This is a genomic window from Sphingomonas sp. Sph1(2015) (genome assembly GCF_001970915.1).
GTDB classification, from domain to species: Bacteria; Pseudomonadota; Alphaproteobacteria; order Sphingomonadales; family Sphingomonadaceae; genus Sphingomonas; species Sphingomonas parapaucimobilis.
Map to the genome: position 1 here is coordinate 18,655 of NZ_MQUI01000029.1, position 24,946 is coordinate 43,600.

The 24,946-nt window shown below is 66.4% G+C and carries 14 protein-coding genes; 6 read left to right on the forward strand and 8 right to left on the reverse strand.

Annotated features, from left to right (window positions below; all coding sequences use genetic code 11):
* The first annotated feature begins 26 nt into the window (after positions 1-26).
* Positions 27-1,700: an alkaline phosphatase D family protein gene (locus tag BSZ14_RS12435; RefSeq protein WP_089413646.1), complete on the forward strand. Its 1,674-nt coding sequence runs from the start codon at positions 27-29 to the stop codon at positions 1,698-1,700.
* 276 nt (positions 1,701-1,976) lie between these two features.
* Here the strand turns inward: BSZ14_RS12435 and BSZ14_RS12440 are convergent, their stop codons facing one another.
* Positions 1,977-2,729 carry an AcvB/VirJ family lysyl-phosphatidylglycerol hydrolase gene (locus tag BSZ14_RS12440; protein WP_076711174.1) on the reverse strand — a complete coding sequence of 251 codons (753 nt, stop codon included), beginning with the start codon at positions 2,727-2,729 and terminating at the stop codon, positions 1,977-1,979.
* A gap of 206 nt (positions 2,730-2,935) precedes the next feature.
* Between BSZ14_RS12440 and BSZ14_RS12445 the strand changes: the two genes are divergently transcribed.
* Complete coding sequence (locus BSZ14_RS12445) at positions 2,936-6,238, forward strand: glycosyltransferase (protein ID WP_076711176.1); 3,303 nt, start codon at positions 2,936-2,938, stop codon at positions 6,236-6,238.
* A gap of 170 nt (positions 6,239-6,408) precedes the next feature.
* On the opposite strand, the gene BSZ14_RS12450 is transcribed toward BSZ14_RS12445, so the two are convergent.
* The 3 genes from BSZ14_RS12450 to BSZ14_RS12460 all read right to left on the reverse strand — a co-directional run bounded on the left by BSZ14_RS12450 (position 6,409) and on the right by BSZ14_RS12460 (position 8,811).
* Positions 6,409-7,674, reverse strand: a complete 1,266-nt coding sequence (locus tag BSZ14_RS12450) for a sensor histidine kinase (RefSeq protein WP_241823748.1) — start codon at positions 7,672-7,674, stop codon at positions 6,409-6,411.
* 86 nt (positions 7,675-7,760) lie between these two features.
* Positions 7,761-8,450 carry a winged helix-turn-helix domain-containing protein gene (locus BSZ14_RS12455; protein ID WP_076711177.1) on the reverse strand — a complete coding sequence of 230 codons (690 nt, stop codon included), beginning with the start codon at positions 8,448-8,450 and terminating at the stop codon, positions 7,761-7,763.
* Positions 8,419-8,811, reverse strand: coding sequence for a hypothetical protein (locus BSZ14_RS12460; RefSeq protein ID WP_076711178.1), 393 nt, complete (start codon positions 8,809-8,811; stop codon positions 8,419-8,421). The genes BSZ14_RS12455 and BSZ14_RS12460 overlap by 32 nt, the downstream gene beginning before the upstream one ends.
* 358 nt (positions 8,812-9,169) lie before the next feature.
* Here BSZ14_RS12460 and mprF point away from each other — a divergent pair, with 358 nt between their 5' ends.
* Positions 9,170-11,752, forward strand: coding sequence for a bifunctional lysylphosphatidylglycerol flippase/synthetase MprF (mprF, locus tag BSZ14_RS12465; protein WP_445190546.1), 2,583 nt, complete (start codon positions 9,170-9,172; stop codon positions 11,750-11,752).
* Positions 11,753-11,883: 131 nt separating this feature from the next.
* On the opposite strand, the gene BSZ14_RS12470 is transcribed toward mprF, so the two are convergent.
* Positions 11,884-12,939 carry a N(4)-(beta-N-acetylglucosaminyl)-L-asparaginase gene (locus BSZ14_RS12470; RefSeq protein WP_076711204.1) on the reverse strand — a complete coding sequence of 352 codons (1,056 nt, stop codon included), beginning with the start codon at positions 12,937-12,939 and terminating at the stop codon, positions 11,884-11,886.
* Positions 12,940-13,291: 352 nt separating this feature from the next.
* Here BSZ14_RS12470 and BSZ14_RS12475 point away from each other — a divergent pair, with 352 nt between their 5' ends.
* Positions 13,292-16,387 carry a TonB-dependent receptor plug domain-containing protein gene (locus BSZ14_RS12475; RefSeq protein WP_083748241.1) on the forward strand — a complete coding sequence of 1,032 codons (3,096 nt, stop codon included), beginning with the start codon at positions 13,292-13,294 and terminating at the stop codon, positions 16,385-16,387.
* A gap of 456 nt (positions 16,388-16,843) precedes the next feature.
* Positions 16,844-19,927 carry a TonB-dependent receptor domain-containing protein gene (locus BSZ14_RS12480; RefSeq protein WP_076711184.1) on the forward strand — a complete coding sequence of 1,028 codons (3,084 nt, stop codon included), beginning with the start codon at positions 16,844-16,846 and terminating at the stop codon, positions 19,925-19,927.
* Between the two features lie 219 nt (positions 19,928-20,146).
* On the opposite strand, the gene BSZ14_RS12485 is transcribed toward BSZ14_RS12480, so the two are convergent.
* The 3 genes from BSZ14_RS12485 to BSZ14_RS12495 are packed head-to-tail and all read right to left on the reverse strand — an operon-like array spanning position 20,147 to position 22,610.
* Complete coding sequence (locus BSZ14_RS12485) at positions 20,147-21,088, reverse strand: Gfo/Idh/MocA family protein (protein WP_076711186.1); 942 nt, start codon at positions 21,086-21,088, stop codon at positions 20,147-20,149.
* Between the two features lie 5 nt (positions 21,089-21,093).
* Positions 21,094-21,723 (reverse strand): 2-dehydro-3-deoxy-6-phosphogalactonate aldolase, encoded by a 630-nt coding sequence (locus BSZ14_RS12490; protein WP_076711188.1) that lies wholly within the window; start codon positions 21,721-21,723, stop codon positions 21,094-21,096.
* The gene (locus tag BSZ14_RS12495; RefSeq protein WP_076711206.1) at positions 21,720-22,610 is read right to left on the reverse strand and encodes a 2-dehydro-3-deoxygalactonokinase; all 891 of its coding nucleotides are present in this window, start codon (positions 22,608-22,610) and stop codon (positions 21,720-21,722) included. The genes BSZ14_RS12490 and BSZ14_RS12495 overlap by 4 nt, the downstream gene beginning before the upstream one ends.
* A gap of 544 nt (positions 22,611-23,154) precedes the next feature.
* Here BSZ14_RS12495 and mqo point away from each other — a divergent pair.
* Positions 23,155-24,798 (forward strand): malate dehydrogenase (quinone), encoded by a 1,644-nt coding sequence (gene mqo / locus BSZ14_RS12500; protein ID WP_241823749.1) that lies wholly within the window; start codon positions 23,155-23,157, stop codon positions 24,796-24,798.
* The last annotated feature ends 148 nt before the right edge of the window (positions 24,799-24,946 follow it).

Genomic DNA, 24,946 nt, shown 5'->3' on the forward strand with positions numbered 1-24,946 from the left:
CCGTGCGGCCTGAAAGGACCGACATGATGACGATGATGAACCGACGCCGGGCGATGGCGCTGATGGGAAGCGGGGCCGGCCTGGCCCTGCCGACGACGCTGGTCGAGGCGGCGGCTCCGGCGGTACGGTTCGATCATGGCGTGGCCAGCGGCGATCCCTCGCCCGTCGGCGCGATCCTGTGGACCCGCGCGACGCCGACGCAAGGGCAGGCGGGGGATATCCCCCTGACCTGGCATGTCGCGCCGATCGGCGGCGCCGATGCGGTGGGCCTCCACACCGGCCGGGTCGCGGCGCGCGCGGCACGTGACTTCACCGCCAAGGTCGAGGTGGCGGGGCTGCAACCGGGGCGCGACTATCGTTACTGGTTCGAGACGGCGGGCGGCCAGCGTTCGCCCGAGGGCCGCTTCCGCACCTTGCCGCGCGGGCGGGTCGAGGAACTGGCGCTGGCGGTGGTGTCGTGCCAGCTCTATCCCGGCGGCCTGTTCAACGCCTATGACGCGATCGCCCGGACCGAGCGGCTCGACGCGGTGGTCCATCTGGGCGACTATATCTATGAATATGGCGCGGACGGCTATGGCACGAAGATCGGGCATCAGCTGAACCGCCTTCCCGAGCCCGCGCACGAGATCGTGACGCTGGCCGATTATCGCCAGCGCCATGCCCAGGTGAAGCGCGATCCCGACATGCAGGCCGCGCACGCCCGCGCCGCCTTCATCTGCGTCTGGGACGATCACGAGGTCGCCAATGACGACTGGATCGGCGGCGCGGAGAATCACCAGCCCGCGACCGAAGGCGATTGGGGCAAGCGCAAGGCGGCGGCGATGCAGGCCTATTTCGAATGGATGCCGATCCGCGACCCCAAGCTGGGCCAGCCGTGGGAGGCGATCAACCGCAGCTTCGATTTCGGCGATCTCGCGACGCTGGTGATGCTGGAAACGCGGCTGCTCGCCCGATCGAAGCAGGTGACGGCGGCCAAGGGCGAAGCGCCCCAGCCCGACGAATATGCCGCGATGCTGGCCGAGCGCGCGCGGCCCGATCGCGAATTGCTGGGCGCGGGCCAGCTCGACTGGATCGAGCGGACGCTGAGCGCCTCGGTCAAGGCGGGGACGCCGTGGCAGGTCATCGGCAATCAGGTGGTGATGGCGCGGATCGACGGGCCCGATCTGGAAAAGCAGATGGGGCCGCAGGGCTATGCGAAGCTGACCGAGCGGCTGTCGGAAAGCGAGCGACGTCAGCTGGGCGAGGCGCAGGCCTCGTATCGCGCGGGCCTGCCGCTCAATTTCGACAGCTGGGACGGGTATCCGGCGGCGCGCGAACGGCTTTATGCGGCGTTCCAGCGGGCGGGATCACGGCCCGTCGTCGTCTCGGGCGACAGTCATGCCGCCTGGGCCAACGACCTGTACGATACGAACGGCAAGCTGGTCGCGGCGGAGTTTGCGGGTACGTCCGTTACCAGCCCGTCCTGGGGCGACCTGATGCCCGGCATCGGGCGCGAGATCGCGGCGGCCAATCCGAAGGTCGTCCGTTTCTGCGACCAGGACGACAAGGGCTATCTGTACCTGACGCTGACCCGCGATACCGCCACCGCGCGCTACATGACGGTATCGACGGTGCTGGCCAAGCCTTACGCGCTGGGCTGTGCCGCCGTGTGGCGGACGCGCAAGGGGGCCGACACGCCGATCGAAGCGATCACCGCCTGACCCCTGTCCACCCCTCTTCGGTTATGGCCAATCGACATTCATGCTTCCCTCTTCCCTGGAAAGGGGAGAGGGTTAGCGGAGCTTGCCAGCTCTGCTGGCTAGCGAAGCTTGGGTGAGGGGTTGAGCGAGCCTCCGGCTCGCGCGCTCGCATGGCGAGCGCTTCACCCCTCACCCAGCTCCGACTAAGCCTTTGCTACGCAAAGACCAAGTCTGCGCAACCCTCTCCCCTCCAAGAGGGGAGAGGGGAAGAAGAGCATATCTGACTGTCGATTGGCTTTAGTCGGCGGGGGAGGGGGAGGGGGCGTGGCGCACCGCCGTCTCGACATGTGCGACCAGAGCGGCATCGTCATGGTCCAGATAATGGCCGCCGGGCAGGGCGACGACACGGACATTGGCCTGCGGTTTCAGCAGCGGGCACAGGCTGTCGGGTTCGCGCACGCCGTAGATGCAGGTCATCGGCACCCAGTCGATCTGTCGCGCGGTCGTGACGCCCAGGCTGTCGGGTTTGCCCATATAGGCCAGTCCCGAGGGATCGGAGCGGAAAAAGGCCGTCTCGCCCGGCACCACGAGGACGACCGCCGAAATGGGCGCGCGCAGATCGGCGGGCAGATGCGCCAGCCCCGTCTGGAGCATGTCCGAGCCATAGGACTGGCCGAGCAGTACCAGCTTGCGCTCGCCCCTTTCGGCCTCGGCCCGGCGGATGAGGTCGGCGATCACCGCATCCACCTGCGCGGCGGTGCGTCGCTTGCGGAACAGCACCGGCGAATTGACGCCGAGCACCTCGATCCCGTCTTCGCTCAGCGCCCGCGCGATCACCCCGCCCATGCCGTAGCGCAGGCCCATGTCGCCCGACAGCGACAGGACCAGGGTCGGTCGGACCTTGCCCTTGGCGGGGAAGCGGGTGAACGGGTCCTTGTCGAAATAACTGCCCGAATAGAGAAGGATGGCGGCAGCCACGGCAAGCAGCACCAGCAATGTGCCAAGAATATGGAGCCACCGCGATCGCAGGCGGGCGAGAAGATCGGCCATGACATGTCCTAATGCCGGGCAGCGATCATTGTCACGTTCCACATGAAGGAGAGACGGGGGGCATCATGAAAAATCTGTAATGTTGCGATCACGCGCTCTATGTCAGCGATCTGTCATCGGCTTTGCGATGGAAACGTGGGCTTAAGCGGTCGGGGGATACTGGGGCCGCCGCCAGCATACACGTATTGGACCAAGGATCGACACCGTTGAGCAACCCGATCTTCTTTGACCCGACGGGCCGTCGGGGCACCTGGGCACGGCGCGCCGTCGCGGTGACGATCCTGGCGGTGGTGGTCGCCGCCATCGCCTTTGCCACGACCTTGGTCGCGGTGCCCAATTCGGGCGTGCTGCCGCTGCCCTTCGCGCGGCGGCAGGCAATGACGCTGGAGCCGACCGCGCAGCTGAAGGGGCGGCGCGGCGAATGGCTGCCCCGCAAGTCGGTGGCGCAGGACCATACGCCGCTGACCATCGCCTTCTATACGCCGGGCAACGACTCCGCGCTGGCCTCGCTCCACGCGCATATGGGCCAGATCGACTGGCTGGTGCCCAGCCTGATGAATGTGGCTGGCCCCAAAGGCCAGCTGACCATCGGCAACGACCCCAAGCTCGCCACCCTGTTGTCACGCGCCGCCAGGCCGCCGCGCCTGCTGCCGATGGTGCAGAACCTGTCCGACGACGAGTGGGACGGCCAGACCATCGCGCGGATCATCGCCAGCCCGGCGGCGTCCGAAAAACTGGCGACCCAGCTCGGCCAGTCGGTGACGGTCAACCGCCAGTCGGGGCTGGTCATCGACTTCGAGAACCTGCCCGCCGGTGCGATGGCGGGCTATCCCCGGCTGCTCCAGCGGATCAAGGCGCATCTGCCCAAGGGCACCGTGCTGGCCGTCACCGTTCCCGCCGAGGACGAGGCGTGGCAGCTACAGCGGCTGGCCAGGGTCGTCGATCGCATCATCCTGATGGCCTATGACCAGCATTGGCAGACCGGCACCCCCGGCCCGATCGCGGCGCAGCCCTGGTTCCTCCAGGCGTCGGAAAAGGCGCTGCGCGAGGTCGGTCGCGACAAGTTGATCGTCGCCCTGGGCAGCTATGGCTATGACTGGCCCGCCAAGGGGCCGGCCGAGGCGCGGTCGATCGAAGAGGCATGGCTGATCGCGCATGACAGCCAGGCGAAGGTGACGTTCGACCAGGCCAGCGGCAATGCCGGTTTCGCCTATGACGAGAATGGCGAGCATCACACCGTCTGGATGCTCGATGCCGCGACCAGCTGGAACCAGCTCCAGGCGTTGAAGCGCCTCGGCATCGACGATGTCGCCTTCTGGCAGCTGGGATCGGAAGACCCCGGTCTCTGGGCCGACTTCGCCGCGTTCCGCAGCAATGCGCGCGGAGTCATTCCCCGGTTGGGCGCCATCGCCTCCCCGCTGAACGTCGATGTCGAGGGGGCGGGCGAGATCCTGCGCATCACCGCCCAGCCGACCCAGGGCGAGCGGGGCCTGAAGTACGACAAGGACGGGATCATCCGGAACGAGGTCTATCGCACCTATCCGACCCCCTATGTCGTGCAGCGCGCGGGCGGGGTCCCGAAGACAATCGCGCTGACCTTCGACGACGGTCCCGATCCGGAATGGACGCCCAGGATCCTGGACGTGCTGGAGCGCGAGCATGTGCCCGCCACCTTCTTCGTGATCGGCGAGAACGCGCTGCAACACCCCCAGCTGCTCCGCCGGATCGTCGCGGACGGCAGCGAGCTGGGCAATCACAGCTATACCCATCCCAATATGGCGACGACGGGCGCGCGGACGAACAAGCTGGAACTGAACGCCACCAAGCGGTTGATCCAGGCCTATACCGGCCGTTCGACCACGCTGTTCCGCGCGCCCTATTTCGGCGACGCCGAGCCGACGACGGCGGACGAGATCGACCCCGCCTTGATCGCGCAGAATCTGGGATATACGGTCGTCGGCCTGCACGTCGATCCGAACGACTGGCAGCGGCCCGGCACCGACGCGATCGTCCAGCAGACGATCGATCAGGTCCACGGCGCGACGCCCGACAACTCGGCCAATGTCGTCCTGCTGCACGATGGCGGCGGCGATCGCGAGCAGACGGTCGAGGCGCTGCCCCGCATCATCGATACGCTGCGCGCCGAAGGGTATAAGTTCGTTCCCGCCTCGCAGCTGGTCGGGGTCAGCCGCGATCAGGCGATGCCGCTGGTCGAGGGGCATGACCTGCTGGCGGTGCGCACCGACGTGGCGATCTTCGTGGCGTTGGCCTTTCTGTCGGCCTCGCTCGCCTGGCTGTTCTATCTCGCGATTGCGCTGGGCATTGCGCGCGCGGTCGTGATGGCGGGGCTGGCCTGGTTCCAGGGGCGCAAGTCCAAGCCGGTGCCGCCCGCCTTCACGCCCAGCGTCTCGGTCATCGTTCCGGCCTATAACGAGGAGCGGGTGATCGTCCGCTCGGTCGAGCGGGTGCTGGCCAGCGACTATCCGGGCCTTCAGGTCATCGTCGCCGATGACGGGTCGAAGGACGGGACCAGCGCCGTGGTGCGCGAGGCGTTCGCCGATGAGCCGCGCGTCCGCCTGCTGACGCTCGTCAATGGCGGCAAGGCGGCGGCGCTGAACCGCGCGCTTCAGGACGCGACCGGCGAGGTGCTGATCGCGCTCGATGCCGATACCCAGTTCGAGCCGGAGACGATCGCCAAGCTCGCGCGCTGGTTCGCCGACCCGAAGCTGGGTGCGGTGGCGGGCGATGCGCGGGTGGGCAACCGGGTCAACTTGGTCACCCGCTGGCAGGCGGTCGAATATATCACCGCGCAGAATCTGGAGCGCCGCGCGCTTGCCGGGTTCGATGCGATGACGGTGGTGCCGGGCGCCGTCGGGGCGTGGCGTCGCGCCGCGCTCGACGCGGTAGGCGGCTATCCCGAGGATACGCTGGCCGAGGATCAGGACCTGACCATCGCGATCCAGCGGGCCGGGTGGCGCGTGACCTATGATCCGCGTGCCGTCGCCTGGACCGAAGCACCCGAGAGCTTCCGCGCGCTGGCCAAGCAGCGCTATCGCTGGGCCTTCGGCACGCTGCAATGCCTGTGGAAGCATCGCGCCGTGTTGCGCACCGGCAAGCCCGCCGGTCTGGCACGGGTCGGACTGCCGCAGGCGTGGCTGTTCCAGATCCTGTTCGCCGCCATCTCGCCGCTGATCGACCTGGCGCTGGTCCTGTCGATCATCGGCACGGCGGTGCGCGTCGGCCAGCATGGCTGGGCACAGACGCAGACCGACGTGTTCCAGATGGCGGCTTATTGGACGGCCTTCACCGCGATCGACGTGCTGTGCGGCTGGCTCGCCTATCGTCTGGACGGCAACCGGGTGCGCTACCCCGCGCATCTGCTGGTCGCGCAGCGGCTGGTCTATCGCCAGATCATGTACTGGGTCGTGATCCGCGCCATCGCGTCGGCGATCGGCGGGTGGATCGTCGGCTGGGGCAAGCTGGAGCGGACGGGGAATGTGGGGGCGTAGGGGCTGGTCCCTCCGGCCCGTCCTCAACGGCGGGCAGGACTTTTACCCCAACCTCCGTTCAGCCTGAGCGAAGTCGAAGGCCACGCTTGTCGCTATAGACGGGGCGTGTGCTTCGACTTCGCTCAGCACGAACGGGGGTGGGGAGTTTAGGCTAAGCGAAGATAGCGAGTTCAGGCGGAACGTATGTCGGGGGTCAGCGTCATCCTGACGATCAACCCCGGCGCATTGTCCTCCAGCGCCACCGTGCCGCCATGCAGATGCGCCACTGCACTGGCCAGCGACAGGCCCAGGCCCGCGCCGCTTTCCGTCCGCGCCGCGTCCAGTCGCCCGAAGCGCTTCAACGCCTCGTCCCGGCGCTCCTCGGGAATACCCGGCCCGTCATCGGCGACGACCAGCACCGGCCCCGGCTCGACCCGGACGACGACTTCGCCCGCGCCATATTTCAGGGCGTTGTCGATCAGATTGGCGATCGCCTGCCCCAGCAATTCGCGGTGGACCCGCGCCACCAAGGTCTCCGGCCCCTCCGCGCGGATGGTCATGCCGCGATCCTCGGCCAGCGGCTCGAACATGTCGGCCACGTCGCGGATCATCGCGCCCAGATCGGCCTCGACAAAGGCGTCGCGGCCCAGCCCCGCCTCGGCCCGGCTGATGCGCAGCGCGGTGTCGAGCATGGCGAGCAGCCGGTCGCCTTCCTCCAGCGCGCGGCCGACCGCAACGCGTGCATTTTCGTCCCGGCTTTCGGCCAGTGCGCGGTCCAGCGTCGCGCGCAACCGGGTCAACGGCGAGCGCAGGTCGTGCGCCAGACCGTCGGTCGCGACCTTCAGCTCGGTCATCAGCAGCGCGATCCGGTCGAGCATCGCATTGACCGCCAGCGCCAGCGCATCGAAGGCATCGTCGCCGCCATTGGGCGCGACGCGGCGCGACAGGTCCCCGGCGGCGACCGCATGGGCGGTGGCGACCGTATCCTCCAGCCGCCGCTCGATCATCCGCGCGGCGATCCAAGCGGCCAGCGCGGCCAGCACGATCGCCGCCGCCATGCCGACCGCCATCGCCTCCTCCATCGCCAGTGCGACGCGGAGTTCACTCTCGACGACATGGCCCGCCAGCATCCGCGAGCCATCGGGCAGGCGGGTCGCCATCACCCGCATCCGTTCGGGTTGCGAATGGCCGATGCGGAAGATTTCGATCGTTGCGGCGCCGGGGGCGGGGACGTTGGGTGGCCAATCGGCGATATTGCCCGCCACGAAGCGCCCCTGCGCATCGGTCAGCAGGATGACCGACAGGGGCAGCCGGTCCGTGGTCAGTCGCCGGTCGACCGCCGCGCGAACGGCCTTCTGCCCGCCCGCCAGCCATACGCCCGCCAGTTCGTCGCGCAGGTCGCTGGCGGCATCCTCCGCCTGTGCGGCGATCTCGCTGCGGGTCAGATGGCGGACCATGACCACCATCGCGCCCGCGCCGATCAGCTGCAGCGCGAAGACCAGCAGCGCGAACCGCAGCGTGGTCGAGCGGAGGACCGCCGGGGCTATTTCTCGACTCCCAGCTTATAACCCGAACCGCGCACCGTATGCAGCAGCGGGCGGGCAAAGCCTTCGTCGATCTTCTTGCGCAACCGGCTGATATGCACGTCGGTGACGTTGGTGTTGGGGTCGAAATGGAAATCCCATACCCCCTCCAACAGCATCGTTCGGGTCACGACCTGGTCGACATGCTGGAGCAGATATTCGAGCAGCCGGTATTCGCGCGGTTGCAGGTCGATCGGCTTGCCCGCGCGCCGGACACGGTGGGCGAGCAGGTCCATCTCCAGATCGTCGCATACCAGCTTGGTCTGGGGCGCGCTGCCGGTGGTGCCGCCGCGTCGGATCAGCAGGCGGACCCGCGCCAGCAGTTCGGCAAAGACGAAGGGTTTGGTGAGATAATCGTCCGACCCGGAGGTCAGCCCCACCACCCGGTCCTCGGGCGAGGACAGGGCCGACAGGATCAGCACCGGCGATTCGATCCCCGCCGCGCGGATCGCGGCCAGCACCGACATGCCGTCCATGCCGGGCAGCATCCGGTCGAGGATGATGCAGTCATAGGTGCCGTCGGTCGCATGGAACAGGCCGTCGCGGCCATTGGCCGCATGGTCGATCAGAAAACCCTCTTCCCGCAATCCGTTGGCGATGTAATCCGCCGTCGAGCGGTCATCTTCGATCAGCAAAATCCTGTTGGCCACGCTGTCCTCCCGAGCCGCTCCTTAGCAGCGTGATCGTGAGGAGGCCATGGTCGCGCGCGACCTGAAGACGCATGGGCGTATCGGTTGAGAGCGCCGCTTCGTCGCGCAACATCGCAAAGGACGTGGCCGGGTGGCCATCGACCGACAGGACCATGTCGCCGACATGCAGCGGCGGCTTGACCAAAGCGGCGGCATCGTCGTCGACATCGCTGCGCAGGCTGGTGACGACCAGGCCGGGATGGCCCTCCGCCACCGGTGCGAAGGTCGCGCCGTACAGCGTCGAGGGGCGGTGTGGCCCGGCACGAAGCGGCATATGCCCGACCAGCAGCGCAAAGGCCGCCCCGCCGATCAGCGCCGCCATGCCCGCGCTCCAACCAACGATCCGCAGGCTTTTCATCGCGGCCGCCGGTCGCGCGCGGACCGTCCGGGCACGGCGATGGCCGACCTGCGTTGCGCAACGGGGAGGAACGATCCTTTCACGCCCCCATGCTAACGCCGGCGACCTGAGGAAAGGGTGGGCGAACCATGACGGTTCTGTCATGAGCGTGTGGAGGCGGTGATGACGAACTTGTCATGGTCCCGTAAGGCGGCGGGGGCGGCAACACTCCTATGCCGCAGCCAGCCCCGTCGATAAGGGCCGGAAAGCAAGTGAGACGAACGCGAGTGGGGGCGGATATGACAGGCGGTCGGATCATGACGATCGCGAAATGGACGGTTCGGTGACAACGCACGCCAAGCCGGCGTCGATCGCCGACCGGGTCGTCGCCTATGCCAAGGCGCGACGCGGTTATCTGGCGGCGGGCGCGGTCCTGTTGCTTGTCGCGCTGGGCCTGTCGGCGCTGCATCACCTGACCCGGACCGTCCGGCTGAGCGATGTTCGCGCGGCTTTCTACGCGATCGACCCGCGCCAGATCATGCTCTCGGTCGGTTTTACCATCGCCAGCTATGTCGCGCTGACCTTCTACGACGTGATCGCGCTGCGTGTCATCGGGCGGCGCTTGCGCTGGCGAACGGCGGCGACGGCGTCCTTCACCAGCTATACGCTCAGCCACAATCTGGGGCTGGGGCTGCTGACCGGGGGATCGGCACGCTACCGCGTCTATGCCGCCGCCGGGCTGGACGGGCCGGACATTGCGCGGGTCATCGCCATCGCCAGCGCGACCTTCTGGTTCGGCGTGTTCACCGTCACCGGACTGGGGCTGTTGTTCCATGAAGGGCCGATCACCGTCGAGACCTTCGTGCTGGGGCAGGGGATCGTCCGCTGGCTGGGCGGAGCGGTGGTGGCGGGGGCACTGGGCCTGATCGTGCTGTGCGCGTTGCGGCCCGGACAGCGGATCGGCTGGCGCGCATGGAGCGTGCCGCTGCCCACACCCGCGCAAGCCGTGGCGCAGATCGGGATCGCCTCGCTGGATCTCGCCTGTGCCAGTTCGGCGCTGTTCGTCTTGCTGCCGGGTGCGTCGATCGACCTGCTGCCCGCCTTCCTGCTGGCCTATGCGCTGGCGATCATCGTCGCGCTGGTCAGCCATGTGCCGGGCGGCATCGGCGTGTTCGAGGCGGTGGTGCTGGCGACCGTCCCGGTCGACCGGACCGAGCTGTTCGCCGCGCTGATCGCCTACCGAGTCCTTTATTATCTCGCCCCGCTGGCGCTCGGCATCGCGCTGCTGGCCTGGGACGAGGTGCGGCGGCGGCCGATCCGGGCGCTGCGCGATCTGCGCCGGGTGTTGCTGGGCATCGCGCCGACTTTGCTCAGCGCGGCCTGTTTCGGCGGCGGGGCGATCCTGCTGCTGTCGGGATCGCTGCCCGCCATTCCGCAGCGCGTCCACCATCTGGTCCATATCCTGCCGCTGCCCTTTATCGAGGCGTCGCATTTCGCCGCCAGCCTGGTCGGCACCGGCCTGTTGCTGCTGGCGCCGGGGCTTTACCGGCGGCTCGACGGGGCGAGCCTGGCGGCGCGCGCGCTGCTGGTCGCAGGGGCGGTGTTCTCGCTCGCCAAGGGCATCGATTATGAGGAAGCGGCGGTCTGCCTGAGCATCGCACTGCTCCTTCAGATGAGTCGCAAGGCCTTTTACCGGCGCACCTCGCTGGTCGCGCGGCCGCTGTCGCCTGCCTGGCTGTTGAGCGTCGCGGTGGTGATCGTCGGGACGGGCTGGATCGGCTTTTTCGCCTATAAGCATGTCGATTATCAGGAATCGCTGTGGTGGCGGTTCGCGCTGTCCGACGACGCCTCGCGTTTCCTGCGCGCGGGGCTGGGCGTGGCGGTGATGCTGGCGGGGGCGGGGCTGTGGCGGCTGTTCCTGGCCGCACCGCCGGGGGAAGCGGATCATCCGGCGATGGAGCGTGTCCTCGCCATCGTCGAACAGGCCGAGCGGACCGACGCCGCGCTGGCGCTGCTGGGCGACAAGCGGTTCCTGTTTTCGCCCGAGGGCGATGCCTTCGTCATGTATCAGGTGCGGGGCACCAGCTGGATCGCGATGGGCGATCCCGTCGGCCCGCGCGCCGCCTGGGCCGACCTGTTGTGGCAGCTGCGGACGATGGCGGACGCCGCGCAAGGCCGCCTGATGCTCTATCAGATCACCCCCGAAGGTCTCGAAATCGCGATCGAGATGGGGCTGCAGATCATCAAATATGGCGAGGAGGCGCTGATCGACCTCTCCACCTTCGCGCTGGAGGGCGGGCGGGTGCGCGGGCTGCGCCAGACGCTCAACCGTTTCCGCACGCGCGAGAATGCGAACTTCGCCATCCTTCCCGCCGCCGAAGTGCCCGCGATCCTGCCCGAACTGAGGGCCGTGTCCGACGACTGGCTGCTCGCCAAGGGGCATGGCGAAAAGGGGTTCAGCCTGGGGCGGTTCGACCCGGCCTATCTGGCGCTGACCGACTGTGCTGTGGTGCGGGTCGAGGGACGGATCGTCGCCTTTGCCAATCTCTGGAAGTCCGGGGATCGGCGCGAGCTGTCGGTCGACCTGATGCGCCATGTCGAGGACGCTCCCGGCGGGGTCATGGACTATCTGTTCGTCGAGCTGATGCTGTGGGGGCAGGCGCAGGGCTATGGCCGCTTCGCGCTGGGCCTCGCCCCGCTATCGGGTGTGGACGGGCGGCGGCTGGGGCCGACCTGGGCGAAGGTCGCGGCCTTGGTCTTCCGGCATGGCGAGCGTTTCTACGGCTTCCGGGGGCTGCGGGCGTATAAGGAGAAGTTCCAGCCGGAATGGGCGCCGCGCTATATCGCGGGGCCGCGCGGGCTGGGGCTGGTGAAGGCGCTGCGTGATCTGAACGCGTTGATCGCCGATGGGGGGGAGGGCGCCTAAATCCTCCCCGGTACGGGGAGGTGGCAGGCCAAAGGCCTGACGGAGGGGGGCTTCCACGAAGGGCGTCCCGTGGGGCGATCCCCCTCCACCGCTCTGCGAGCGGTCCCCCTCCCCGCACCGGGGAAGATCGTTCACGCCTTGAACAGCGACGGCGCCTTCTCAACCCGCGTCTTTCCGGTCGCATCCGTCACCGCATAGGTAAAGCCCGGCAACAGGCAGAAGGCCCCGATCCGCCCGCGTATATCCATCGCCAGGAAGCCGACCTGCACGCCCTTGATCGCATCGCCGCGCAAGGATGCGATATGGCGGGCGGCTTCCTCGCATGCCGCCTGTGGGCTCATCCCGTGTCGCATCGAGGCAACGACGCGCGCGGTCCCCACGGTGCGGGTGACTTCCTCGCCCAGCCCGGTGGAGGTCGCACCGCCCACGCCGCGCTCGACATAGAGGCCCGAGCCGACCTGCGGCGAGTCCCCGACGCGCCCGCGCATCTTGAACGCCATGCCCGAGGTGGTGCAGGCGCCCGCCATCCGGCCGCCGGCATCGCGCGCCAGCATCCCGATCGTGTCATGGTCCAGCGCACCGCCCGGCGTGCCGGGCCGCCCCGCGCCATAGGTGCCGGTCTCGCTATTGGCGACCGGCCTGTAGTTTTGCGTCTTCAACCAGTCACGCCACGCCTTTTCCGCCTCCGGGGTGAGCAGGTTGACGCGCGGAAAGCCCCGGTCGCGGGCGAAGCGCGTCGCGCCCTCGCCGACCAGGAAAGTATGGGGGGTATGTTCCATCACCGCGCGCGCGACGGAGATGGCGTGGACCGTATCCTCCAGCGCGGCGACCGCGCCGACGCCGCCCGCATCGTCCATGATGACCGCATCCAGCGTCACATGGCCGTCGCGATCGGGATAACCACTATAGCCGACCGAATGGTTGTTCGGATCGGCCTCCGGCACCATCACCCCCGCTTCGACCATATCCAATAGCGATCCGCCGCTGCGCCCCTTGGCGAAGGCGGCGTCATTGGCGGGCGCGCCGAAGTCCCAGGTGGAGACGATGACGGCATCGGACCCGGCGCCTGCCTTCGCCGCTGTCTTCGCCAGCGCGCGCACCGGAGCGGCGAGCCCCGCCCCCATGCCTGCCCCAATCCCGGCCAACGAGGCGATCCCGCCCAGAAAAGCGCGCCGTTCGTCCTGCATGATATGCTCCATCCCCGCCGGGTCATTCCGACCCGGTTCTCGGGGCCGATACTGCGAGGGGAATGCGAAAGCCGCAAGGGGCGTGGCAACCGATATGGAACCACTTGCCCGAATCAACGCTAGCGAACCCTGGCCTTGTCGATGGCGGCGGCGCCAAATTGTATCGAAATATTTCCAAGCCTTAATCCAAGGCATTGAAATCGTTTTAAATTGTGTCTTTCTGGTGACACTGGCCAGTGAATGTAGCGATGGGTGATGCATAGGTATGCATTAGGTATTGACCCTAAGCGGCAAAAACATTGTCCTTTTCCTCTACCCGGCGTCCCATCGGCCGGGATGAAGGGGAGACCTCATGAAAATCCAGCAGTCCGCATCGTGGTTGGCGCTTTCCGCCGCCTCCCTGATGCTCGTCGCACCCGCCGCCGCGCAGCAGGTCGGGTCGACCGCCGCGCAGGACGGCACCACGCAGAACGATAGCAACGACGCCTCGATCAGCGCCGACGCGGCACAGACCCGCTCCGCCGCGATCAGCGGTACGCCGCAGGCATCGAGCGGCGGTGAGGTCATCGTCACCGGCACGCGCATTGTTCGCCCCAATCTCGCTTCCGCCGCACCGATCACCTCGGTCACGCGCCAGGACATCCAGGCCCAGGCCCCGCTGAACGTCGAGGAGGTGCTGAACCGCCTGCCGCAGGTCGCCCCCGACGCGCAGTCCAACTATGCCGATTCCGATGGCCGCCAGCGGATCAAGCTGCGCAGCCTGGGCTTTGAGCGGACGCTGGTTCTGGTCGACGGCAAGCGTCTGGGCACCCAGAACGGCCAGGACACCGGCATCATCCCGGCCAGCCTGCTGGAGCGCGTCGACGTGCTGTCGGGCGGCGCTTCGTCGGTCTATGGTTCGGACGCGATCTCGGGCGTCGTCAACTTCGTCCTGCGCAAGGATTTCGAAGGGCTTCGCCTCGACGGCAATTACAATTTCTACAACCACAACAACACCAGCAACATCGTCACCCCCATCGCCAGCGCGGCCGGGTTCGGCAGCCCGCGCGGGCTGACCAATGACGGCGGGCGTTCGGACATCACGGTGACGGCGGGCAAGAAGCTGCTCGACGACCGGCTGAACGTGTCGGGCTTCTTCAACTATCGCCAGGCCGATCTCGTCCAGAACGGCGCGCGTTCCTATGCCGCCTGCCCGATCGCGCAGCTGACCAAGGACTCGGCACTGTCCTGCTCGCCGCTGTCCACCTATTCGCGCAGCGGCTTCGTCTCGCCTGCCTCGGGTCCTAATGCGAATGCGCAATATGTGAACAACCCGGACGGTACGCGCAGCTTTGTCCCCTGGGGGCCGGGCGCAGGCAATGCCGCCAACCCCTATGACGACGTGTCCTTCCAGCGCGCCAATGAGCGCTACACGGCAGGCGGCTTCGTGAACCTGAAGATCGCGCCCGAGGTCGAGATCTATGGCGACGGCATCTGGTTCCGCGACACCTCCGAGAATCCGACGCCGCGCCGGGTCTATTCCTATACCGTGGCGGGCACGACGCCCTATCAGGTGAATTGCGACAATCCCTTTCTGTCGGGCGGCCAGGCGGGTGCGCTGGGCTGTACGCCAGGCAGCACCGGCTATGTGCCGCTCGACGTGCGCTATCGCTTCGACGGGCAGCCCGCCCAGGCGGACCGCTTCGTCAATATGGGCTTCCGCGCGACCGGCGGCGTCCGCGGCAAGATCGGCGAGGCCTGGTCCTATGACGTGGGCGGCGTCTATGCCCGCAACCAGCAGGACTGGTATCTCGGCCCGACGTCGCAGAACGACCGGGTCAATCGTGCGCTAGACGTCGTCAACGTCAACGGCGTGGCCACCTGCCGCTCGGTCGTCAACGGCACTGATCCGTCGTGCGTCCCGTTCGATGCATTCCGCGCAGGGTCGGGCAGCAATTCGCTGACCAATTACCTGTTCTCGAGCGGCGCCACCGGCCAGCGGCGGACGATCACCCAGCTGTTCGACGCGATCGCGGTCGTGAATGGCGACCTGACCACCTATGGCATCAAGACCCCTTGGGCGGATGACGGCCTGGCTGTGTCGCTGGGCACCGAATATCGCAAGGATCGGCTGATCTCGACCGCCGATGCCGGCTTTGTCGACCAGTTCGGCGACCAGGACGCCCGGCTGTCGCAGGATGTCTGGGAATCGAATATCGAGCTTCAGGCGCCGCTGATCCAGAACAAGCCGTTCGCGCACCTGCTGCAGACCAATGGCGGTTTCCGCGTGTCGAAGTACAGCTCGAACCCCAAGAGCTTCTCGACCTGGAAGATCGAGGGTCTGTATGCGCCGGTCGCCGACATCACCTTCCGCGCCTCGTACAACAAGGCGCAGCGCGCGCCGACCGTGATCGAGATCCGCCAGGCGACACAGGTCAATTTCGGCCGCAACAATACGCTGGCCGACTTCTGCGCGCCCGTGTCGCGCACGTTGCCCGATGGCACCGTGACGACCACGCCGCTCGCCTCGCGCGAGCTGTGCAGCAAGACCGGGCTGGCCGACAACCTCTATGGCAGCGCCTCGCTGCTCTGCCCTACGGAAGGCTGCACCACGCGTTCGGGCGGCTTCACCGCCGATCCTGAAACGGCCTATACCCTGACCTATGGCCTCGTCGTGAAGCCCAGCTTCGTTCCGGGTCTGGTCTTCTCGGTCGACCGCTATCAGGTGCGGATCGTCAACTCGCTGGGCTATAACGGCGCGGATTATTATCTGCAGGGCTGTCTGGCGTCGAACGGCGATCCGTTCTTCTGCAACGGCATCGTTCGCGATCCGACCACCGGCTCGATCGGCAATGCGCCCGCAGGCAATCCCTCGACCGGTTTCGTGCGGCAGGGGACGACCAACTATTATCGCACGCTGGCCAATGGCTGGGACTTCCAGGGCCAGTATTCGCTGGACCTGAACGGCGCAGGCCGCCTGGACTGGGGCTTCAACGGCTCGCTGTCGACGCTGGCCGGTGGTCAGGACTCGCCGCTGCGCAGCCAGTATAATTGTGCGGGTTACTTCTCGAACGGCATCTCGTGCGGGCAGCTGGTTCCGAAATGGGCGCATACCCTGCGCACCACCTGGACGACGCCGGACCGGACGTTCAACGCCTCGTTCAACTGGCGCTATACGGGTTCGCTGACGACCGCGAACAATTCGGGTAACGCAGACATCGGCGGTACGCCGGAGCGGTTCCAGAACACCTTTGCGCGCATCGCGCCGCAGAGCTTCTTCGACCTGGCGCTGACCTGGAACATCGCGCGCAAGTTCGCCTTCCGGATCATCGCCAACAACCTGTTCGACAAGACGCCGCCGATCATCCCGAACTCGTATCAGGTCGCCCTGTCGCGCTCGAACACCGCGCCGCAGCGTTACGACGCGCTGGGACGTCAACTCGCGATCGGGACGACGATCACCTTCTGATCTTTTTCCAGAACCCCAAGCCTGAACGGGCCGATTTTCCACACGGAGAATCGGCCCTTTTTTTATCCAGGGTGTAGCCATGTCGGTCGGACAGCTGGGGGCCAAAGGTTTCTAACTGGTACGTCCGATCGGTGTTTGCCGTCTGCTATAAAGGCGATACTGCCTGATATGGCTTAATCGTGAGGCGCAGGATTTTGGTGTCCTTGCTGGAGTTGCTAAGCTGTTGAAAGGCTTGGAATAGTCCTGATCGGAAAATTTCCGCCTTTATATAAGCGTTATTTGTCAGTCGGTTAGCAATGTAATGAAGTGTGGCACATGGGTCACAATGAAGGACCAAAGCGGAATTGATTATAGATCGGTATAGCCCTGACTATTGACGACCCTGCTGGAGTGTCTTGTTTGTGCGACACGCCAACGGCGCAACGACGCGGGCGGCTAAAAAATGGGGGTTATAGAATGAAGATGCTTCACCCGATCTCATGGCTTGCGTTGTCGGCCGGTGCGCTGGTCGCTACGCCCGTGCTGGCCCAGCAATCCGGTACGACGGTGCCAACCGATGCCGACGACAATGTCACGTCGAGCGCGACCGCCGCGCAGACCCGCACCGCCGCCATCACCGGCACGCCGCAGTCGAGCAATGACGGCGAAGTGATCGTGACGGGCTCCCGCATCGCCCGGCCGAACCTCGCTTCGGCCTCGCCGATCACTTCGGTCACGGCGCAGGACATTCAGGCCCAGGCGCCGCTCAATGTCGAGGAAGTGCTGAACCGCCTTCCGCAGATCGCACCCGACGCGCAGCAGAACTATCAGGACTCGGACGGTCGCCAGCGGATCAAGCTGCGCAGCCTGGGCTTCGAGCGTACGTTGGTGCTGGTCGATGGCAAGCGCCTGGGCACGCAGAACGGCCAGGATACGGGCATCATCCCCGCCTCGCTGCTTCAGCGTGTCGACATTCTGTCGGGCGGCGCGTCGTCGGTCTATGGTTCGGACGCGGTATCGGGTGTCGTCAACTTCATCCTGCGCAAGGATTTCGACGGTGTCCGCGTCGATGCGAACTACAATTTCTACAACCATCTGAACCGCAGCAACATCGTCACCCCGCTGGCGCAGGGTGTCGGCTTCAAGACGCCGCTCGGCTGGACCAATGACGGTGGCCGTGCCGACGTCACGCTGACCGTCGGCAAGAAGCTGTTCGACGACCGGCTGAAGGTGTCGGGCTTCGTCAATTATCGCAATTCGGACCTGGTCCGCACCGGCGACCGTTCGATCGCGGCGTGTCCGCTCGCACAGCTGGCCAAGGACGGTCCGCTGACCTGTTCGCCGGTGTCCACCTATTCGCCCGCCGGTTACATCTCGCCGCGCTCTGGGCCGAATTCGGGCACGGCCTATGTCAACAATCCGGACGGCTCGCGCAGCTTCGTCGCTTATGGCCCGCGTCCCGGCGTCGCGGCCAACCCCTATGACGACTATTCCTTCCAGCGTCAGGGTGAGCGTTACACGGCGGGCGGCTTCATGAGCTTCCAGATCGCGCCGGAGTTCGAGCTGTATGGCGATGCCATCTGGTTCCGCGACAAGTCGATCAACCCCAGCCCGCTGCGCGTCTACAGCTACACGGTCTATGGCTCGACGCCCTATCAGGTGAACTGCAACAACCCGTTCCTGTCGGCGGGGCAGGCGGGTGCGCTCGGTTGCGCCACCGGATCGACCGGCTCGGTTCCGCTGGAGGTCCGTTATCGCTTCGACGGCCAGCCCAATCTGATCGATACTTATATCAACCAGGGTATCCGGGCGACCGGCGGCCTGCGCGGCAAGGTGGGTGATGCCTGGACCTATGACATTGGCGGCGTCTATGCGCGCAACCAGCAGGATGCACGATACGCACCTTTCGCCGACCCGGTCCGGGTCAACCGCTCGCTGAACGTCGTCAACGTCAACGGCACGCCGACCTGCGCCGCGACGGTGGCGGGCACCGACAGCGCCTGCGTTCCGTTCGATGCGTTCCGCGCCGGTTCGGGCAACACCCCGCTGACCAACTATCTGTTCAACGGCCCGGGCAGCCAGAGCGGCGTCAGCGGCCAGATCGGCATCCTGTACGACGTCATCGGCACGGTAACGGGTGACCTGACCAAGTACGGCATCAAGACGCCTTGGGCGAATGATGGTCTGGCGATCTCGCTGGGCACCGAATATCGCAAGGATCGTCTGATCTCGACCGCGAACGATGTCTTCATCGAGCAGAATGGCGACAGCCGCACCGACCTGCGTCAGGATGTCTGGGAATCGAACATCGAGCTTCAGGCTCCGCTTATCCAGGACAAGCCGTTCGCGCACCTGCTCCAGACCAATGGCGGCTTCCGCGTCTCGAAATACAGCTCGAACCCCAAGACCTTCTCGACCTGGAAGATCGAGGGCATCTATGCGCCGGTATCGGACCTGACCTTCCGCGCGTCGTATAACAAGGCGCAGCGCGCGCCGACCGTGGTCGAGATTCAGCAGGCCACGACGATCCGCTATGGTCGTAACAGCACGCTGACCGACTTCTGCGCGCCGGTGCAGCGCACGCTGCCCGATGGCACGGTGACGACGGCCCCGCTCGCCTCGCGCGATCTGTGCCGCAAGACAGGGCTGGCCGACAATCTGTACGGCAGCACGTCGTTGCTCTGCCCGACGGAAGGTTGCTCGGTGCGCACCGGCGGTTACACGGCGGACCCGGAGACGGCCTATACGCTGACCTATGGTCTGATCGTGAAGCCCAGCTTCGTGCCCGGCCTGGTGTTCTCGGTGGACCGCTACCAGATCCGTATCGTCAACTCGCTGAGCTTCAACGGCGCGGATTACTTCCTGAACGGCTGTCTGGCGTCGAATGGCGATTCCTATTTCTGTCAGGGGATCGTGCGCGATCCGACGACGGGCTCGATCGCCAACCCGATCGCCAACAACCCGACCAGCGGCTTCGTGCGCCAGGGCACGACGAACTTCTATCGTTCGCTCGCCTATGGCTGGGACTTCCAGGGCCAGTATACGCTGGGTCTGGGTGGCGCGGGTCGCCTCGACTGGAACTTCAACGGCTCGCTCACCACGCTGGCCGGTGCGCAGGACTCTCCGCTGCGCACCCAGTATAACTGCGCGGGCTATTTCTCGAACGGCATCGCCTGTGGCCAGCTGGTCCCGAAGTGGATGCATGGCCTGCGCACGACCTGGACGACGGCCGACAACACGTTCAACGCTTCGTTCAACTGGCGCTACACGGGTTCGCTGACCACGGCGTATAATTCGGGCAATGCGGACATCGGCGGGACCGCTGCCAATTTCCGCAACACCTATGCCCGCATCGCGCCGCAGAGCTTCTTCGACCTGGCGCTGACCTGGAATATCGCGCGGCAGTTCTCGTTCCGCATCATCGCGAACAACCTGCTTGACAAGACCCCGCCGATCATTCCGAACTCGTACACCGTGGCCCTGTCGCGAGCGAACACCGCGCCGCAGCGCTACGATGCATTGGGGCGGCAGATCGCGATCGGGACGACGATCAACTTCTGATGAGGGGGCGGGGTGCTTCGGCATCCCGCCAATCCTTGAACTGAAAAGGCCGGTCGTCCTGCTGGACAACCGGCCTTGTTTTTTGGCTTGGATGGGGCGTGCACGTCGACTTCGCTCAGTGCGAACGGAGTTTTGTGCAACTTCTCAACATCCGTTCAGCCTGAGCGAAGTCGAAGGCCACGGGAATGGTTTTCCGACTTCGCCCAAGGTGAGCGGCCCTTACTCCACGAAGTCTTCCACCTCACGCCGCTTGCCGCGCATGAAGGCGTCGGCGACGTGGCGCAGCGGTGCGATGTCGACATCCGAACGGCCGCCCTGCACCAGTTCAGCGAAGCGTGCGTACAGGCCCGGATATTCGCCGTGCAGCCCTTCCTGCTCATGCGGGGTCGAGCCGTCTGGCAGGGTCAGCAGCGCGCCGCCCTCGGCCAGCTTCAGCGTGCCGTCGGTCGTCTCCACCACGATGTCCCAGCTCTGATGGCCTTCCTGCCGCCAGTCAAGGTCGAGCGTCACCGGCGTACCCTCGGTCGTGCGGAACGCCACGTCGGCGGCGATCGGCGCGTCGCGATTGGCGGGGAAGTCCAGCGTCGCGCGCTCGATGAAGAAGGGCTGCGGCATGATGTGGGTCGCGATCGACAGCGCGTTGATGCCCGGATCGAACACGCCGAAGCCGCCCGCTTCCCAGATCCAGGCCTGGCCCGGATGCCATTGACGCACATCCTCGCGCCAGGTGATCGCGGCCGACGTGACCTTCCGGCTCGACAGCCATTCGCGGGCGGGCTCGACGCCCAGCGCGTAGCGCGAGTGCCAGCTGGCGAACAGGGTCACGTTGGCCTTGGCCGCCAGTTCCTCCAGCACCGCCACTTCGGCCAGCGTTGCGCCCGGCGGCTTTTCGAGGAAGACGTGCCAGTTGTTCGCCAGCGCGGCGGCGGCGATGGCGTGGCGGACCTGCGGCGGGGTGCACAGCGCCACCGCATCGACCTTCACATCGCTCTTGGCCAGTGCGTCGATGTCGTGGAAATGCGGCACGCCCTCGACGCCGCCCGGCGAGCGGCTGACGGTCGCGACCAGCTCGAAGGCCGGGTTGCCGGCGATGGCGGGGACATGCTGGTCATGGGCGATCTTGCCCATGCCGACCAGTGCGAGACGGATCGTGTCGGTCATCGGTATCAGCGTGCCTTTTCGACATAAGCGCGCGCCGACACGGCGACATCCGCCGCCGGCTTGCCCGCGCGATAGAGGTTGGAGCCCAGGCCGAACCCGTCCGCGCCGTGCGCGCGCCATTCGGCCATGTTGTCGGGGGTGATGCCGCCGACCGCCAGCACCGCGACGTCGCGCGGCAGGACGGCGCGCTGCGCCTTGAGGAAGGTGGGCGAGGCGCCTTCGGCCGGGAACAGCTTCAGGCCGTGCGCCCCGGCCTTCAAGGCGGCGAACGCTTCGGACGGGGTGAAATAGCCGGGCAGCGAGATCAGGCCCTGCGCGACGCTATGCGCGATGACGTGCGTATCGGTGTTGGGCGAGACGATCAACGTACCGCCCGCCGCCTTCACCCGGTCGACCTGTTCGGTGGTCAGCACGGTGCCTGCGCCGACGATTGCCTTGCCCCCGACATGCGCCGAAATGGCGGCGATGCTGTCATAAGGCTGGGGCGAGTTGAGCGGCACCTCGATCAGGGTGAAGCCCGCCTCGACCAGCGCGGCGGCGACGGGGATCGCCTCGTCGGGCGTCAGGCCGCGCAGGATGGCGACCAGCGGGCAGGCGGCGAAGGCCTTGGAAAAGCTTTGGGCGGGGTCGGTCATGACAAATGCTCCCGAATGGCGTGGAGACCGGCGAGGAAACCGGCATGGCTGTCGATTGCGACGACGGTGCCGCCGCGCTGCTGGATTCCGATGGTGTAGAGGTCGGCGAGCAGCCCGCTCGACAACAGATGGACGGTGCCGCCCTCGATATCGGGCACCGCGCCGATGTCGCTGCCGATCAGGAGCCCGCTGGCATAGGCCGCCGCGTCCTCTGCCGCGATCCGGCCGAGCAGCACCGAGGCACGTACGCCGAACAGCGCCGCCGTCAGGTCGCACGCGCCGCTGCCTCGCGCCAGGCCGTCGCGAAAGGCGGGGCCGTCCGCGACCGGGCCGTCAAGCATTCCGGCGAGGATGCCATGTCCCTTGACCAGGGCGAACAGCTCGCCGGTCATGGTGGTGGCGAAGTCGGCGATCCGGCCATCGGCGACATACACCCATTTGTTGTGCGTACCGGGCTGCGCGAACAATGCGTCGGCGGGGGCGAGGCCCGCTGCCACCGCGCCGAGCACCTGCACCTCCTCGCCGCGCATGACGTCGGCACGGGTTTCGGTCAGCAGCGAGACGCCGGGGACGATGGTGACGTCTGCGTCTTCGATCCGCGTCGCGGCCCGGGCCAGGCTGGCGAGATCGGCGGGGGCAGGGACATAGGCCGCCTCGCGCCAGCCGCGCGTCGAGCCGACCATGCCCGCCGCGATGACCGGCAACTCGCCGAAGCGCATGCGGATCGCGGCGATTTCAGCCGGATAATCCTCCGCCCTCATCGCCAGTACGCCGCGATCGTCGCGCACCGTGTCCAGCATCGTGCCATCGGCGGCGATGACATAGCAGCGTCGGTTGGTCGTACCCCAATCGATCGCGATATAGGCAGGCGTCACGTCTGATGGCACGGCGGGCACGCCCTCTCCTGAATTTTTTCTATTCAGATTTGTAGGACAATATGACGTGCCACGCAAGCGGGCCGCTCAAGGCTTTTTGAGCGGTTTGCCGAACAACCGCTCAAAGGGGTGGGCGGGAATCAGCACAACTTCGATAGTCCTTAATATAATAAGACGCATTATTGATAATCATGCCTGGACGGGTAGTAATCGGTTTGCCATTTGCACCGACAAACCAGCCGAACGGCGGATTTTGCCGACATGGACAGTCGAACAGACTCGGCTATGCGGATGACAGGCACACGAAAACGAACATTGGGATGAGGATCGGAAGGCCGGTTGTGGCCGCTTTTCCGCCCGCACGATCGCGTCTGGCGGAAGGGCTGCGCCCGATTTTGGACATCGGGGCCATGCGGTTCGTCGCGACCATCGGTTGCCGACAGCACGGATGCCCCCCATCGAGAAGGCGTCGAACATGCAGAGTGACGATCGAAACCAGCGCAGCCCAGCGCGCGCTTCCGAAGCAGCCCCCCAAAGCGGGATTTCCCGGCGTGCGATGATGGGCTCCGCACTGGCCGCGACGACGGCGGCGGTCGCACCCTTCGCGGCGGACGCGGCGGGTTCGGAGCATAAGGTCGACGTGCTGCTGATCGGCGGCGGCATCATGAGCGCGACGCTGGGCGTGCTGCTGCGCGAGCTGGAGCCCAATTGGACCATCGAGCTGGTCGAACGACTGGACAAGGTGGCCGAGGAAAGCTCCAACGGCTGGAACAATGCGGGCACCGGCCACTCGGCGCTGTGCGAGCTGAACTACACGCCGGTCAACGAGGCGGACGGCAAGGTCGAGATCAAGAAGGCGATCGAGATCAACGAGCAGTTCCAGGTCACGCGCCAGTTCCTCAGCCACCAGCTGCGCACCGGCGTGCTGAAGAACCCGCGCAGCTTCATCAACTCGACCCCGCACATGAACCTGGTCTGGGGAGACGAGAATGTCGCCTTCCTGCAAAAGCGCCATGCCGCGCTGCTCGCCAGCCCGCTCTTCTCGGGCATGGAGTTCACCACCGATCCGCGCCAGATCGCCCAGTGGGTGCCGCTGATGATCGAGGGGCGCAAGGCCGGGCAGAAGATCGCCGCGACCCGCTCGGTGCTGGGCACGGATTGCGAATGGGGTGAGGTGACCCGTCAGTATATCCGTTCGCTCCAGGGGCAGCCGGGGGTGACGCTGACCACCGGCCACGAGGTCCGCTCGCTCGAACGCAACGCCGACGGCACGTGGCGCGTGACCGCGCGCGATCGCAAGACCGACGAAAAGCGCATCATCACCGCCCGCTTCGTCTTTGCGGGCGCGGGCGGCGGCGCGCTGCCCATCCTGCAAAAGTCGGGCATCCCCGAGGGCGACGATTATGCGGGCTTCCCGGTCGGCGGATCGTTCCTGGTCACCGAAAATCCCGCCATCGCCAAGCGGCACATGGCCAAGGTCTACGGCAAGGCCTCGACCGGATCGCCGCCCATGTCGGTGCCGCATCTCGACACCCGTTACCTGAATGGCAAGCAGGTGCTGCTGTTCGGGCCGTTCGCGACCTTCTCGACCAAGTTCCTGAAGGAAGGCTCCTATTTCGACCTCCCCAAGTCGGTGACGCTCGACAATTTCCGCCCGATGCTGGCGGTGGGCTGGGACGAGTTCTCGCTGGTCGAATATCTGGCCGGGCAGCTGATGATGAGCCAGGAAGACCGGATGAACGCGCTGCGGGAATATTTCCCGAACGCCAAGGACGGCGACTGGCGGCTTTGGCAGGCCGGACAGCGGGTGCAGATCATCAAGCGCGATCCCAAGAAGGGCGGCGTGCTGAAGCTGGGCACCGAGATCGTGGCATCAAAGGACGGCTCGATCGCCGCGCTGCTGGGGGCGTCGCCGGGGGCCTCGACCGCGCCGTCGATCATGCTGAACCTCATCAAGAAGGTCTTCCCCGATCGCCTCGCCACCCCGGCCTGGCAGGCCAAGATCCGCGAGATCGTGCCGAGCTATGGCACCGCGCTGAACGAGGATCGCGATCTGCTGGCGCATGAATGGGCCGCGACCGCGGAGACCCTGCAATTGGCGCTCGCCCCGCCGCCGGTCAGCGCACCCGCGACCACCGAAGCACCGCGTCCCGAAGCCACGCGGATCAGCCCCAACCGGCATCCCGATCTGGCACTCTGATTGGGTATGGCCCCTCCCCTGAAGGGGAGGGGTTTGGGGTGGGGCCTCGCCTCAGGCGTAACGCCTGTTGAAGCGCCCCACCCCCCGGCCCCTCCCCTGAAGGGGAGGGGAGATCACTGTTCGTCCTCACGCCAAGTCGAAAGTGATC